This window comes from Bacillus sp. JZ105 (genome assembly GCF_053903125.1).
The window spans coordinates 2236168-2251202 of sequence record NZ_CP096387.1 but is presented as its reverse complement, the minus strand read 5'-3'; the positions used below and the strand labels follow the sequence as shown (position 1 = coordinate 2251202).

Here is a 15035-nt window from a genome sequence, read left to right as displayed (position 1 = left end):
ATGAGTTGAAACGGAGGTTTTGTTTTTGCTGACAAAAGAATGGCGTATTCTCACGATTAATCCTGGCTCTACTTCAACAAAAATTGGTGTGTTTCACAATGAACGTTCTATTTTTGAAACGACACTTAGACATACAGATGAGGAATTAAAGCAGTTTCCTCATATTATTGATCAATTCTCATTCCGTAAAGAAACCATTTTGAAAACACTGCATGAACAGGGGATGAATATCTCAAAGTTTGATGCAGTTTGCGCGCGCGGAGGTCTCCTTCGTCCGATTGAAGGAGGCACATATGAAGTCAATGAGCAAATGGTGGAAGACTTAAAAGAAGGATATGCCGGCCAGCACGCATCCAATCTCGGCGGAATCATCGCGAGAGAAATTGCACTTGGCCTGAATATCCCAGCTTTTATTGTCGATCCAGTTGTGGTGGATGAACTAAAACCAATTGCTCGTATTTCAGGGCTGCCAACGATCGAAAGAAAAAGCATCTTTCATGCATTAAATCAAAAAGCAGTCGCAAGAAAAACAGCGGCTTCTTTTGGAAAAAGTTACGAAGATTTGAACATGATTATTACTCATATGGGCGGCGGTATCACCATTGGTGTTCATGAAAAAGGAAAAGTCATCGATGTCAATAACGGTCTGCATGGCGAAGGTCCTTTCAGCCCAGAGCGTGCGGGAACCCTGCCGACAGGTGATCTTGTGAATCTTTGTTTTTCGGGTGAGTATACCCAAGAAGAAATGCTCAAACGCATTATTGGTGAAGGCGGACTTGCGGGCTATCTTGGCACAACAGACGCTGTGAAAGTGGAACGCATGATTGAAGCGGGTGATGAGCGGGCGGCGCTCATTTATGAAGCAATGTGCTATCAGATTGCCAAGGAAATTGGTGCGGCTAGCGCTGTTTTAAAAGGAGCAGTTGACGTCATTGTATTAACAGGCGGACTTGCGTACAGCAAACAAATAACGTCAAGTATTCGCGGCTATATTGACTGGATTTCAGATGTTGTCGTGTTTCCTGGTGAAAATGAACTGCAATCGTTAGCAGAAGGTGCGCTTCGTATTTTAAAAGAAGAAGAATCACCGAAAGAATACCCAAATGATCAACAGGAAAAGAAAGGAGTGACAAGTCATGGCAACTGAATATGACCTCGTCATTCTTGGTGGAGGCACAGGCGGCTATGTAGCAGCCATCCGTGCCTCACAGCTTGGATTGAAAACAGCAGTTGTAGAAAAATCAAAGCTTGGCGGAACATGTCTTCATAAAGGCTGTATCCCGTCTAAAGCGCTGCTCAGAAGTGCAGAAGTTTATCAAACCGTCAAACGCGCAGCTGATTTTGGTGTTGAGGCAGGCGGCGCTGCCTTGCAATTTGCCAATGTACAGAAAAGAAAAACAGAGATCGTCGAAAAACTAGCAGGCGGCGTCAAACATTTAATGAAACAAGGAAAAATTGATGTATATGAAGGGATTGGCCGTATTCTTGGCCCATCTATCTTTTCGCCAATGCCAGGAACGGTCTCCGTAGAAATGGCAAATGGAGAAGAAAATGAAATGCTCATTCCAAAGCAGGTCATCATCGCGACAGGATCAAGACCGCGTGTGTTGCCAGGGCTTGAAGCAGATGGAACACATATCCTCACATCAGATGATGCGCTTGAACTGCCAGAGCTTCCGCAGTCAATGCTGATTGTCGGAGGCGGAGTGATCGGAATTGAGTGGGCTTCCATGCTCAATGATTTTGGTGTGAACGTCACTGTGATTGAGTTCGCAGACCGCATTTTGCCAACAGAGGATCATGATATTTCTAAAGAAATGGAAAAGCTATTATCTAAAAAAGGCATCACTTTTGTGACAAATGCGAAGGTACTGCCAGACAGCGTAGAAAAGCAGGAAAATCTCGTGACAATTCAAGCAGAAAAGGATGGAGACATTCAGACGTTTGAAGCGGAAAAACTCCTTCTTTCAGTCGGCAGAGTACCTAATATCGAAGGCATAGGTCTTGAAAACACGGACATCCAAACCGAAAAACAAGGCATTGTCGTGAATGAACATTATCAAACGAAAGAATCGCATATTTACGCAATAGGAGATGTCATTGGCGGGCTTCAGCTGGCACATGTCGCTTCTCATGAAGGGATGATTGCTGTAGAACATATGGCTGGGAAAGATCCAAAGCCGCTCGATGAAACGCTCGTATCTAAATGTGTTTACTCTCACCCAGAAACCGCTAGTGTTGGACTCACTGAACAGGCGGCAAAAGAGCAGGGCTTTGAAGTCAAAATAGGAAAATTTCCATTTATGGCGATTGGAAAAGCGCTTGTGTACGGGGAGTCTGATGGATTCGTCAAAATCATTGCCGATCAAAAGACAGATGATATTTTAGGAATTCATATGATTGGTCCTCATGTAACAGATATGATATCTGAAGCTGGATTAGCCAAAGTACTTGATGCAACCCCGTGGGAAGTGGGGCAGACGATACACCCGCATCCGACCTTATCAGAGGCGATCGGCGAGGCAGCCCTTGCTGTTGACGGGAAGGCGATCCATTTTTAATCAAGGAGGGAAACATGATGAGTAATATGCGTCATCAGGAATTAGGATTATCAGATGAACAAGCAATTGATATATACAGAACAATGCTTCTTGCAAGAAAAATCGATGAACGGATGTGGCTTTTAAACCGTTCCGGGAAAATTCCATTCGTCATTTCTTGTCAAGGGCAGGAAGCGCAGCAAGTCGGCGCTGCATTTGCTCTTAATAGAGAAGAAGATTACGTCTTACCTTACTATCGTGATATGGGGGTTGTCCTTGCTTTTGGGATGACAGCGAAAGATTTAATGATGTCTGGTTTTGCAAAACAAGACGATCCAAACTCAGGCGGAAGACAAATGCCGGGGCATTTTGGGCAAAGAGCAAATCGAATTGTGACCGGGTCGTCACCTGTAACAACGCAGGTTCCTCACGCGGTGGGGATTGCCCTTGCTGGACGATTAGAGCAGAAAAACTTTGTCAGTTTTGTCACGTTCGGTGAAGGCTCATCAAACCAAGGTGATTTTCACGAAGGCGCTAACTTCGCTGCTGTGCATAAACTGCCTGTTATTTTCATGTGTGAAAACAATAAGTATGCGATTTCCGTGCCATATGACAAACAAGTAGCCTGTGAGCGCATTTCAGATCGTGCGGTTGGATATGGGATGCCTGGGGTCACTGTAGATGGAAATGATCCGCTTGAAGTATATGCCGCTGTCAAAGAAGCGAGAGACCGTGCGGCTAGAGGCGAAGGCCCGACATTGATTGAAGCAATCTCTTACCGTTTAACTGCGCACTCAAGTGATGACGATGATTCAAGCTATCGAGAAAAAGAAGAAGTGCTCGAAGCAAGAAAGAAAGATCCGCTCATCCAATATGAAACGTATTTAATCGAAGGAAACGTCATGACTTCTGAAATGAAAGAACAGATGACAAAAGAAATCATGCAAATCGTAAACGAAGCTACTGATGAAGCGGAAAACGCAGCTTATGCTGAGGCAGAAAGCGCACTTCGTTACGTGTATGCGGAGTAAGGGGGAAGAAAAATGCCTGTTATGTCATATATAGACGCCATTACACTGGCGATGAAAGAAGAAATGGAGCGAGATCCGAAAGTGTTTGTGCTCGGAGAGGATGTCGGGAAAAAAGGCGGCGTATTTAAAGCGACAGCGGGTCTTTACGAGCAATTTGGAGAAGCGCGCGTCATGGATACACCTCTTGCAGAATCAGCCATTGCGGGTGTAGGTATTGGGGCAGCGATGTATGGAATGCGCCCAATTGCAGAAATGCAATTTGCGGATTTCATTATGCCTGCAATCAACCAAATCATTTCAGAGGCTGCAAAAATTAGATACCGCTCAAATAATGATTGGAGCTGTCCAATGGTCATCCGCGCACCTTACGGGGGCGGAGTACACGGGGCACTTTATCATTCACAATCGGTCGAAGCTATTTTTGCTAACCAGCCTGGTTTGAAGATTGTGATGCCTTCTACACCTTATGATGTCAAAGGTCTTTTAAAGGCTGCAGTGCGTGATCCAGATCCTGTATTGTTCTTTGAACATAAACGGGCATACCGCCTTATTAAAGGAGAAGTGCCTGAAGAGGATTACACTCTTCCGATTGGAAAAGCAGATGTGAAGCGTGAAGGCGATGATATCACGGTCATTACATATGGCCTTTGTGTCCATTTTGCGCTGCAAGCAGCAGACCGCCTTGCAAAAGACGGCATTTCCGCTCATATTCTCGATTTGAGAACAGTGTACCCGCTTGATCAGGAAGCGATAATAGAAGCGGCTTCTAAAACAGGTAAAGTGCTTCTATTAACGGAAGATACAAAAGAAGGCAGCATCATGAGTGAGGTTGCGGCGATCATTTCGGAGCATTGCTTATTTGATTTAGACGCACCAATCAAACGCCTGGCTGGACCAGATATTCCGGCAATGCCTTATGCACCGACAATGGAGAAATTCTTCATGGTCAACCCGGATAAGGTAGAAGCTGAAATGAGAGAGCTGGCAGCGTTTTAAGAAAGAGGAGGGTTTCAAAGTGGCAATTGAACAAATGAAAATGCCTCAGCTGGGTGAAAGTGTAACAGAAGGAACCATTAGCAAATGGCTCGTTTCACCTGGCGATCATGTGAATAAATACGATCCGGTTGCGGAAGTCATGACGGATAAAGTGAACGCAGAAGTCCCGTCATCTTTTACAGGAACGATTACAAAGCTATCGGCTGAGGAAGGCGAAACGCTGCAAGTAGGAGAAGTGTTCTGTGAAATAGATGTCGAAGGAAGCGAGCAGCAGAGCGTGAAAGAAGAAGCAGCACCTGAGCAAAGCGAAGCGCCTGAAGCAGATCAAACAAATAAGAATCAAAGTCAAAAGAAACGATACTCTCCAGCCGTCCTTCGTTTAGCAGATGAGCATGGCATTGATTTAGCAGCTGTTCAAGGTACGGGAGCAGGCGGCCGAATCACTAGAAAAGATTTGCTGCAGCTCATTGAAAACGGCGGCGTCAAAGAGAAAACAGCACCGGTTGATGAACGTGCCGTTCAACCAGAGTCTGCGCAGCCATCACAAGCAAAAGCGGCACCAGCCGTCCCTTCTATGCCTGGTGATGTTGAACTGCCAGTCACGCCGGTCCGCCAGGCAATTGCGGCCAATATGCTGAGAAGCAAACATGAAATTCCGCATGCATGGACGATGATGGAAGTCGATGTGACAAATCTTGTGACAAGAAGAAATCAGCTGAAGGATCAGTTTAAAGCAAAAGAAGGCTTTAATTTGACGTTCTTTGCGTTCTTTGTCAAAGCAGTGGCTCAGGCCTTAAAGGAATTCCCTGAAATGAACAGCATGTGGGCCGGAGATAAAATTGTGCAAAAGAAAGCAATCAATGTTTCGATTGCTGTCGCTACAGATGACGCTCTATTTGTTCCAGTCATTAAGGATGCGGATGAAAAGACCATTAAGGGCATTGCCAAAGAAATTCATGAGCTGGCGTCTAAGGTGAGACAAGGAACGCTCAAGCAAAGTGATATGGAAGGCGGTACCTTCACTGTCAACAACACGGGATCATTTGGTTCGGTACAATCAATGGGAATCATTAATTATCCGCAAGCGGCGATTTTACAAGTAGAATCGATCGTGAAGCGTCCAATGATTGTAAACGGAATGATTGCGGCAAGGGACATGGTTAATCTTTGTCTCTCATTGGATCACAGAGTACTAGATGGTCTTGTATGCGGCAGATTCCTTCAACGAATTAAACAAATCCTTGAAGGCATCGATGAGCAGACATCTGTTTATTAAAACAATATTTTCCCCCCTCCCGGCATGAGAGGGGGATTTCCACATCTAGGAGAAAGGAGCAATGATATGTCTGCACTAGATTTTTTTGCTTTTCTCACGATTGGTCTCATGTTTCTCACAGCGATTGCGTTCGCTTTTCTGCGGTACATTTCTAAATCACGCAATCATCCTGAACGTTTACTGCTTATCATAGCAATCGTTTCCATCATTCAAATCGTGTACTGTCTGCTGATTATCGGCGGGTTTAAAGGAGCAGCCAATAGCTTTTTAGGAATATCATTTCTCACCGGGACACTTCTCGGATATGCACTTGAATATTTATACAGACGCTATATCAATAAAACGCCCGAATCAAAATGATATCGGGCATTTTTTATTCTGCTGGAACAATAAAGGTCAAATGCTGTTTTAACACTTCTAAAGAAGAAGGGGCTGTCATATAAACCTCACCATCTGTATCAGCATCCATTTCCTCTTGTGTGTGGATATGAATACTGGACGCTTGAATGAGAGACAGATCACCGGTGAAGTCCTCCAGCTCTTCCCGGTTCATTGAGAAGATTTCTTTTAAAGCAGAGAAGCTCGTGTTTCTGCAAATTAAGATTTCTGCTTTTCCATCATCGATGGCTGCATGAGGCAAATCAATTTTATTTGTACCGATAAAATGTCCATTCATGACAAGAACGATGACGGCTTCCTCTTCCCAGCTTTCCTCTTCTGTCTCAATACGTACGTGAAAAGGATCTGTTTGCTGCAGGGTGCGCAGCGCACTTGTGAAGTAGCTGATTTTGCCGAGTACAGCTTTTTCCTTGTCGTTAATATTGTTGGACGTCTCTGCGATCAGCCCAATTCCCCAAAAGTTTAACACGTATCGATCTTCTGCTTTGATTAAGTCGACCTTTTTCTCTTTGCCGTCTACAATCATTTGAGCGGCTTTTTGCATTTGTTGAGGAATACCTAATGTTCTAGAAAAATCATTGCATGTCCCGCCTGGCAATATCGCTACAGCGGGCCTTTTTTCTAAACCGCCAATGCCGTTCATGCATTCATGCACAGTACCGTCTCCGCCTAATATGATGAGCAATTCCACCGTTTCATCAATATAACGGCAGAAATCATAAGCATCATTTGGCTGCTTTGTTGGTTTCAAAATGAGTTCATCAATATGTAAAGAAAGAAGAGGCACTGTTTGACCGAGTGTTTTTTCCATGTTTTTTTGTCCGGCATTTCCATTATAAATGAGCATCGCTTTTTTGAATTGTGCCATCACGCAGTTCTCCCTTTCGTCTTTTTCTCATCACTTTTCCCCAATTTGACAGCTCATAAACGATGTTCGGAAAAAGAGACGACGGAAAAGACAACACATTTGCCCGCAGGCGTTTTCCTTGATATGATGGAGTTAAAATGGTTTTGGTACGCAAAAGGAGTGGACGGACATGAATATTGATTTTAATTTATTTATGAATGATATTGTGAAACAAGCGAGAGAAGAAATTAAGCAGGCAGGCTACACTGAGCTCACGTCAGCTGAAGAAGTAGACGAAGCACTGACTAAAAAAGGAACGGCACTTGTTATGGTGAATTCAGTATGCGGCTGTGCAGGCGGTATTGCAAGACCAGCTGCCGGCTATTCTGTTCATTACGATAAGCGTCCAGATCAATTGCTGACAGTGTTTGCTGGACAGGACAAAGAGGCAACGGCAAGAGCCCGTGAATACTTTGAAGGCTTCCCGCCATCTTCACCATCTTTTGCCTTATTAAAAGATGGAAAAATTATTAAAATGGTCGAGCGTCATGAAATTGAAGGGCACGAGCCAATGGAAGTCGTGGCAAAACTACAAGCCGCTTTTGATGAGCATTGCGAAGAAATCTAATATGTGACTTTTGAATGAATAAATATAAAGCAGTCCGGTCTTTAGATCGGTCTGCTTTTTGTTTTATAAGACATTAGAATCAAAATAATTTTAGCAAAATACTATTGCATCTTAAAAAGAAAGTGTTTAAAATACATTATAGTGAATAAATATTCAAATCAACACATGATTTTAAATACTGGGAGGCATCATCATATGAAAAAGTGGTTATTATTACTTATGACAGCTGGTCTTGCAGCTGCACTCGCAGCATGCGGAACTTCTTCTAATAATTCAAACGCATCAGGAGATGACAAAACACTCGTTATGGCGACATCAGCAGATTATCCGCCATTTGAATCAAAAGACGGAGATAAAATTGTCGGTTTTGATGTAGATCTTGCAACAGCATTAGCGAAAAAGAACGGCTACAAACTAGAAATTCAAGATATGGACTTTGCTAGCCTTGTATCAGCTCTTAAAACAAACAAAGCTGATATTGTCCTTGCAGGAATGACACCTACAGAAAAACGTAAAAAGCAAGTTGATTTCTCTGATGTTTATTACAATGCTAAAAACTTGGTTGTATCAAAGAAATCTAGCGGTATTAAGGCAGAGAAAGATTTAAAAGACAAAACAGTCGGCGTTCAATTAGGTTCTATTCAACAGGATGAAGCAAATGGACTGCAAAAGAAATATAACCTAACAGTTGAAGACCGTAATAAAATTTCTGATATCATTCAAGAGATCAAAGCAGGCCGTTTTGATGCAGCAATTATTGAAGATAAAGTAGCTGCTGGTTACTTGGAAAAAGAAAAAGACTTCCAAGCATTTGGGTTGAACAGCTCAAACGAAGGTTCAGCCATTGCATTCAAGAAAAACAGCGACTTAACAGCGAAATTTAATCAATCATTAAAAGAAATGAAAGATAATGGCGAACTTGATAATTTAATTAAAAAATGGTTTGCTGATGAAAAGTAAGTCAGGAAAAGGATCAGCGTCATACATGAAAATCAAGTAGAAAGCGCTGAAAAGTTCAACTCATGTTGAACTTTTTTCCTGTTTTGTATGAAGGCAGAAAAAAGGAGAATGTCATGTTTGATTTTAAAGATGTAATACCTCAGATGCCCTTTATTCTAGAAGGGCTTAAGGTCACGCTTTCTATTGTAGTGGTATCCCTTTTCCTTGGATTTATCTTAGGAATTTTATTAACGCTTTGTAAAATTAGTGTGTTTAAACCGCTCATTTGGCTTGCAGACTTTTATACGTCAATTTTCCGGGGCACACCGCTTGTGCTTCAATTGCTCATTATTTATTTTGGTCTGCCCCAGCTTCTTGGGTTCCAAATCGATCAATACTGGGCTGCTGTAGCGGCATTTTCACTCAACTCGGCGGCATACGTATCTGAAATTATTCGTGCGGGTATTAATGCGATTGATAAAGGTCAAAAAGAAGCAGCCGTTGCTTTAGGCATCCCTTATGCTAAAATGATGAAGGACTTATTGCTTCCGCAGGCGTTTAAAAATATTTCACCTGCACTTGTGAATGAGACGATTACACTGACAAAAGAATCAGCGATTGTAACAGTCATCGGACTGGGTGATGTCATGAGACGAGCCTATCAAGCAGGGGCCGTCACGTATAATTATCTTGAACCGCTTATTTTTGCGGGTCTTATCTATTATGTCATCGTGCTTGTTCTCACCTTTGTCGGCAAATCGGTGGAAAGGAAGTTAAAATCAAATGATTAAAATAGAGAAACTCACAAAATCTTTTGGTAAAAACGAAGTTTTAAAGGGGATCGACACCACCATTAAAGAAGGGGAAGTTGTTGCGGTTATTGGACCATCTGGTTCAGGAAAATCGACGTTCCTCCGCTGCATGAATTTACTTGAAAAGCCGACTTCTGGTGTCATTACGATTAAGGACACCGAAATCACCAATCCAAAAACGAATGCACTAAAAGTGCGTGAGAACATCGGAATGGTGTTTCAGCATTTCCATCTCTTCCCGCATAAAACGGTGCTGGAAAATATCACGTATGCGCCAATGAATGTGAAGAATCAATCGAAGGAAGACAGCATCAAACAAGCTGAAGACATGCTCAAAAAGGTAGGGCTTTTAGAGAAAAAAGATGATTTCCCGAACCGTCTGTCAGGCGGTCAAAAGCAGCGTGTAGCGATTGCGCGTGCGCTTGCGATGACACCAGACATTATGCTGTTTGACGAACCAACGTCTGCCCTAGATCCAGAAATGGTCAAGGAAGTATTAGAGGTCATGAAAGAGCTGGCTCAATCTGGAATGACACTCGTCATCGTCACACATGAAATGGGCTTTGCAAAAGAAGTGGCTGACCGCGTGATCTTTATGGATGATGGGAAAATTGTAGAGGATGCAAACCCTGTGCAATTTTTTGAATCACCGTCTTCACAGCGCGCAAAAGACTTCTTACAAAAAATATTATAAAGAAATAAGAGAAGGAGACTCTTTTTGATTATAATGGGGAAAGTAAAAAAGTTCATCATTTCACAAAAGTGAATGGAAACAAAACAGAAAAGAGTGAATCACATCATGTTTAAAATCGGCTACCGAACGCTGAAAACAGCATTAGGAACAGCGATCGCTATTTATATAGCACAATTGCTTGGCTTGCAAAATTATTCAGCTGCCGGGATTATTACGATCCTGTGTATTCAGGTGACAAAGAAAAGATCCCTCTTAGCATCGGGAGCCCGCTTTGCAGCATGCAGTCTCGCTGTTTTATTTTCTTATTTATTTTTCGATCTGATTGGGTATCATCCTTTTGTGATCGGTTTGATGCTGCTTGTCTTTATTCCGACAACGGTTTTGCTTCGAATTAAAGAAGGGATTGTCACAAGTTCAGTCATTATCCTCCATTTATACATGTCTGGCGGGATTACCCTGCATCTCATCTGGAATGAACTGCTGCTGATTACCATTGGTGTTGGGGTAGCGCTGATTATGAACCTCTATATGCCGAGTGTTGATAAAAAACTCAAACGCTACAGCGAACAGATTGAAGCCAACTTTGCTAAAATCTTTGAGGAAATCGAGCAATACTTAATGACAGGGAAACAAGACTGGACAGGAAAAGAAATACCAGAGACACATCAATTGATCAAAGAAGCGAAAGCTCTTGCATATCGTGATGTTGAAAACCATGTATTAAGACATGAAAACCTGTATTACCATTATTTCAACATGAGACAAAAGCAATTTGAAATCATTGAGCGTGTGCTGCCCAAAATTACGTCGATTTCCGTCACAACGGAGCATGGACAAATCATTGCAGAATACGTTAGAGACTTACGCGAACATATTCACCCAGGGAACACAGCGCATAAGTTTTTAAGACGTCTCATTGAAATGAAAGAAGAGTTCGATGCACTTCCGCTCCCGCAAACAAGAGAAGAATTTGAGGCAAGAGCGGCACTCTTTCATTTCCTCGGTGAAATGGAACAATATTTAGTACTGAAAAGCTATTTTAAAGGGATGAAAGAATAGAGACGCATGAGTTCCTCCTTCATTGGTCAATCTAATGAAAAAGGAGGAGCCTATGCGTCTTTTATTGTATACCGTACTGACCATGTCCCTTTCACCTATCTGGCCGCTCGGACAAAACCCGCTTCCAGGTGACCCGTTTGTCATTATTAATAAACAAACGAATGAACTTGCTTTTATCGATCAAGGAAGAATCCAAAAAGTATATCCTGCTTCAACAGGAAAAACAGCGGATTTAACGCCAGAAGGTGAATTTACGATTATGATCAAAGCGAAAGATCCCTATTACAGAAGAAAGAATATTGAAGGCGGTGCCAAGAATAATCCTCTTGGGCGAAGATGGATTGGATTTGATGCACGAGGAACAGATGGCAGAACCTACGGAATTCACGGAACGAGTGACGAAACTTCGATTGGGAAATTTATCACGGCAGGCTGTGTAAGGCTTCATAATCAAGATGTAGAGCTATTGTTTGATCAGCTTCCAATTGGCACCAAGGTATGGATTACAACATCAAGCGATTCCTTTGAAAAGCTTGCCAAAGACAAACAGGCCATTCGTTGATATCGCGAATCACCTGCTTGTCTGCTTTTATTCAAACCTTATAAAAAGGCTGCTGCTCCTGCTAAAAGTGAAGAAACTAACAGCAGACTAATCATAAGCAATACCATAAATTTCATGAATTTTTGAGACATATCGCACCCCTATAACCGAAGATTTTTGCGACAAGCGCACTTGTCTTTATTTTATCTGGTTTTCTCATATGCGACAAGTGATCAGCAAAGGAAGTGAACGGATGAACCAAATCGATCATATTGCCATTGCCGTCTTTTCTATTAAAGAAACATCTCGAACGCTTCATCAGCTGTTTAACTGGCATTTTTCAGACATACAAGAGATTCCTGAGCAGGAGATTAAAGCGTCCTTCGCTTCACTTGATGATCTGCACATTGAATTAATTGAGCCCATTTCAGCCCGCAGTAAACTACATACCTTTTTAACAAAAAGAGGAGAGGGGCTTCATCATATTGCGTTAAAGTCAGATGACATTCAAACGGATCTTAGCCGTCTCGATCACCTTGGCGTGCATCTTCTCCAAAAAACAGCACAGATGGGCGCCAGCGGAAAGCAGATTGCCTTTATTTCACCTAAAGAAACGTCAGGTGTGTTATTTGAATTATGCGGGTCCTTGAAAGGAGAGAAATATTGCGATGAATGAATCGTTCAATGACTTGTCTGAATGGCGGAATAAAGCGTTAATGGGCGGCGGCGAAAAACGAGCAGCGGCTCACAGAAACAAAGGAAAGCTGACGGTTCGAGAGCGGCTGCATGAACTTCTTGACGAGGGCAGCTTGATGGAAATTCAGTCATTTGCAACAGGCGGTCTGTCAGAGCATGTTGGTGACGGCGTCGTCATTGGAACGGGACTCATTCACGGTAAGCCTGTCTGTGTTTATGCACAAGATGCAACTGTATATGGGGGCTCATTAGGCGAAATGCATGCGAAAAAAATTGCCTCTTTGATGGATCTGGCAGCTAAAAATCAGATGCCGGTCATCGGTCTAAAAGACTCAGGTGGTGCGAGAATTCAAGAGGGTGTGGTATCATTAGAAGGATACGGACAGATTTTTAAACGGAATGTGCTGTACTCTGGTCGAATCCCGCAAATATCAGTTATTTTAGGTTCATGTGCTGGAGGTGCAGTTTATTCTCCTGCATTGACTGATTTTGTCTTCATGACAGAGCAAACAGCTCATATGTTTTTAACTGGTCCGAAAGTAATAGAAAAGGCAACAGGAGAAACGGTCTGTCCTGACCGTCTTGGCGGTGCAAGTGTTCAGCATCAGACGAGCGGGAATGTGCACTATACTGGGAAAGATGAGAAGGACGTGTTAGAAGCGGTTCGAACTCTTTTAACGTACATACAAACGAAACAGCAGGCTGTCACACGCGCTGGGACGCGAAAGCATGATACCGCCGATCCAGGCAGCATCTTGCCAAAGGATCCCTCACGAACTTATGATGTCAAACAAGTGGTGACAGCGATAACCGATCCAGACTCATTCTTTGAAACGCAGCCTTGTTTCTCAAAAAATATTGTCACAGGTTTTGCCAGATTACAAGGAGCCTCCATTGGTGTTGTTGCCAATCAGCCGAAGGTGCTGGCAGGCAGCCTTGATCTTGATGCTGCCGATAAAGCGGCCAGGTTTATTCGATTTTGCGATGCGTTTCATATTCCGATCTTAACCTTTGTGGACGTTCCTGGTTTTTTACCAGGAGAAAAAGCCGAGCATGCGGGCATTATCCGCCATGGGGCAAAGCTTTTATATGCGTACGCTGAAGCAACCGTTCCGAAAATCACTGTGATTTTAAGAAAGGCGTTTGGCGGTGCATATGTCGCGATGAATAGTAAGGGCTTAGGAGCTGACTTTGTTTATGCATGGCCAGAAGCCGAAATTGATGTCATGGGGAAAACGTTCGCAGACGAAATCGTTCATCCTGCTTCGCGCGAGGTTGAGACAGAGCCAAGTGTGTTAAAAGCGGCTCAGGCAGGTCTGATAGATGATATTTTTATGCCAGCAGAAACGAGAGAGCGATTGATCCGCTCATTTGATGTGCTTCGCAGTAAGGAAGAAGATAGACCGTTAAAAAAGCATGGCAACATGCCGCTATAAGAGGAGGAGCATCATCATGATCAATGAAAAACGCTTACTAGACGAATTTTTAGAATTAGTTCAGGTTGATTCAGAAACAAAACACGAAGAGAAAATTGTTAAAGTATTAAAAGAAAAATTCTCGCAGCTTGGTCTAAAAGTGGTTGAAGACGATTCAAAAGCGGCAACAGGCCACGGTGCAGGCAATCTTGTCTGCACATTAGAAGGGAATCAAGAGGCAGATACAATTTATTTCACTTCTCATATGGATACAGTTGTACCAGGGAATGGTGTAAAACCAGTCATTGAGGACGGCTATGTGAAAACAGATGGAACAACGATTCTTGGTGCTGACGATAAAACAGGACTTGCTGCTATGTTTGAGGCGATCCGCGTGCTGAAAGAGAAAAATTTACCGCATGGAACAATTGAATTTGTGATCACAGCAGGCGAGGAATCAGGACTTGTTGGAGCAAAAGCGTTAGATCCGAATTTGATGACAGCGAAATACGGCTATGCCCTTGATTCAGATGGCAAGGTTGGTACGATTATTGTAGCTGCACCAACACAGGCAAAAGTACGCGCAACGATTTATGGAAAAACCGCTCACGCAGGTGTCGCGCCAGAAAAAGGTGTGTCTGCGATTACCATTGCATCAAAAGCAATTGCCAGCATGCCGCTTGGCCGGATTGATGAAGAAACAACGGCGAATATCGGCCGTTTTGAAGGCGGAACACAAACGAATATTGTGTGCGATCAAGTCGATATTTTGGCGGAAGCACGCTCTTTAGAACCAGCAAAAATGGAAGCTCAAGTAGCGAAGATGAAAGAAGCCTTTGAAAAAACCGCTAAAGAAATGGGCGGAAGTGCCGATGTACAAATTGACATCATGTATCCAGGCTTCAAATTCTCACACGGCGATCAAGTCGTAGAAGTGGCGAAAAAAGCGGCAGCAAAAATTGGCCGTCCTTCAGAACTGCAGACGAGCGGCGGAGGCAGTGATGCAAACGTCATTGCAGGCAACGGCGTCCCAACTGTCAACCTAGCTGTTGGATATGAAGATATTCATACGAAAAATGAGAAAATGCCGATTGAAGAATTAGTCAAAACAGCTGAAATGGTTCTCGCCATTATCGAAGAAACGACAAATCCATCGTAAAGG

At 43.0% G+C, this 15035-nt stretch carries 17 protein-coding genes; 15 read left to right on the top strand and 2 right to left on the bottom strand.

The window, feature by feature from the left end:
* Nucleotides 1-25: 25 nt before the first annotated feature.
* The 6 genes from buk (at nt 26) to M1D81_RS11410 (ending at nt 6203) form a co-directional block, all read left to right on the top strand.
* Nucleotides 26-1147, top strand: a complete 1122-nt coding sequence (gene buk / locus M1D81_RS11435; RefSeq protein ID WP_024428016.1) for a butyrate kinase — start codon at nt 26-28, stop codon at nt 1145-1147.
* Nucleotides 1137-2561 (top strand): dihydrolipoyl dehydrogenase, encoded by a 1425-nt coding sequence (gene lpdA / locus M1D81_RS11430; RefSeq protein WP_456266847.1) that lies wholly within the window; start codon nt 1137-1139, stop codon nt 2559-2561. The genes buk and lpdA overlap by 11 nt, the downstream gene beginning before the upstream one ends.
* Nucleotides 2562-2578: 17 nt before the next feature.
* Nucleotides 2579-3571: a thiamine pyrophosphate-dependent dehydrogenase E1 component subunit alpha gene (locus M1D81_RS11425; RefSeq protein ID WP_456266848.1), complete on the top strand. Its 993-nt coding sequence runs from the start codon at nt 2579-2581 to the stop codon at nt 3569-3571.
* Nucleotides 3572-3583: 12 nt separating this feature from the next.
* Nucleotides 3584-4567, top strand: a complete 984-nt coding sequence (locus tag M1D81_RS11420) for an alpha-ketoacid dehydrogenase subunit beta (protein ID WP_024422925.1) — start codon at nt 3584-3586, stop codon at nt 4565-4567.
* Nucleotides 4568-4586: 19 nt separating this feature from the next.
* On the top strand, nt 4587-5843 hold the full coding sequence (locus M1D81_RS11415; RefSeq protein WP_456266849.1) for a dihydrolipoamide acetyltransferase family protein: 1257 nt from the start codon (nt 4587-4589) through the stop codon (nt 5841-5843).
* A 66-nt stretch (nt 5844-5909) separates the two neighbouring features.
* Nucleotides 5910-6203, top strand: a complete 294-nt coding sequence (locus M1D81_RS11410) for a YesK family protein (RefSeq protein ID WP_456266850.1) — start codon at nt 5910-5912, stop codon at nt 6201-6203.
* A gap of 13 nt (nt 6204-6216) precedes the next feature.
* On the opposite strand, the gene M1D81_RS11405 is transcribed toward M1D81_RS11410, so the two are convergent.
* Nucleotides 6217-7110, bottom strand: a complete 894-nt coding sequence (locus M1D81_RS11405) for a YegS/Rv2252/BmrU family lipid kinase (protein WP_456266851.1) — start codon at nt 7108-7110, stop codon at nt 6217-6219.
* Nucleotides 7111-7279: 169 nt separating this feature from the next.
* Here M1D81_RS11405 and M1D81_RS11400 point away from each other — a divergent pair, with 169 nt between their 5' ends.
* From M1D81_RS11400 to M1D81_RS11375, 6 genes are all read left to right on the top strand, one after another.
* The gene (locus M1D81_RS11400; RefSeq protein WP_456266852.1) at nt 7280-7717 is read left to right on the top strand and encodes a BrxA/BrxB family bacilliredoxin; all 438 of its coding nucleotides are present in this window, start codon (nt 7280-7282) and stop codon (nt 7715-7717) included.
* A 195-nt stretch (nt 7718-7912) separates the two neighbouring features.
* On the top strand, nt 7913-8677 hold the full coding sequence (locus M1D81_RS11395; RefSeq protein WP_456266853.1) for a transporter substrate-binding domain-containing protein: 765 nt from the start codon (nt 7913-7915) through the stop codon (nt 8675-8677).
* A gap of 113 nt (nt 8678-8790) precedes the next feature.
* Nucleotides 8791-9447, top strand: coding sequence for an amino acid ABC transporter permease (locus M1D81_RS11390; RefSeq protein WP_041086093.1), 657 nt, complete (start codon nt 8791-8793; stop codon nt 9445-9447).
* Complete coding sequence (locus M1D81_RS11385; RefSeq protein ID WP_456266854.1) at nt 9440-10162, top strand: amino acid ABC transporter ATP-binding protein; 723 nt, start codon at nt 9440-9442, stop codon at nt 10160-10162. Before M1D81_RS11390 ends, M1D81_RS11385 begins: the two co-directional genes overlap by 8 nt.
* Before the next feature lie 105 nt (nt 10163-10267).
* Nucleotides 10268-11221: an aromatic acid exporter family protein gene (locus M1D81_RS11380; RefSeq protein WP_456266855.1), complete on the top strand. Its 954-nt coding sequence runs from the start codon at nt 10268-10270 to the stop codon at nt 11219-11221.
* A 52-nt stretch (nt 11222-11273) separates the two neighbouring features.
* Nucleotides 11274-11783, top strand: coding sequence for a L,D-transpeptidase (locus M1D81_RS11375; RefSeq protein WP_456266856.1), 510 nt, complete (start codon nt 11274-11276; stop codon nt 11781-11783).
* A gap of 38 nt (nt 11784-11821) precedes the next feature.
* Here M1D81_RS11375 and prli42 read toward each other — a convergent pair whose 3' ends face one another.
* Complete coding sequence (gene prli42, locus M1D81_RS11370) at nt 11822-11914, bottom strand: stressosome-associated protein Prli42 (RefSeq protein ID WP_149126490.1); 93 nt, start codon at nt 11912-11914, stop codon at nt 11822-11824.
* A 101-nt stretch (nt 11915-12015) separates the two neighbouring features.
* On the opposite strand from prli42, the gene mce reads away from it, so the two are divergent.
* Genes mce through M1D81_RS11355 form a run of 3 tightly spaced genes read left to right on the top strand, consistent with a single transcriptional unit; the run spans nt 12016 to nt 15032 of the window.
* Nucleotides 12016-12438, top strand: a complete 423-nt coding sequence (gene mce / locus M1D81_RS11365) for a methylmalonyl-CoA epimerase (RefSeq protein WP_456266857.1) — start codon at nt 12016-12018, stop codon at nt 12436-12438.
* Nucleotides 12431-13894: an acyl-CoA carboxylase subunit beta gene (locus M1D81_RS11360; protein ID WP_456266858.1), complete on the top strand. Its 1464-nt coding sequence runs from the start codon at nt 12431-12433 to the stop codon at nt 13892-13894. Before mce ends, M1D81_RS11360 begins: the two co-directional genes overlap by 8 nt.
* A 16-nt stretch (nt 13895-13910) precedes the next feature.
* Entirely contained in the window at nt 13911-15032 is a 1122-nt protein-coding gene (locus M1D81_RS11355) for a tripeptidase T (protein ID WP_456266859.1), read from the top strand.
* Nucleotides 15033-15035: the final 3 nt, after the last annotated feature.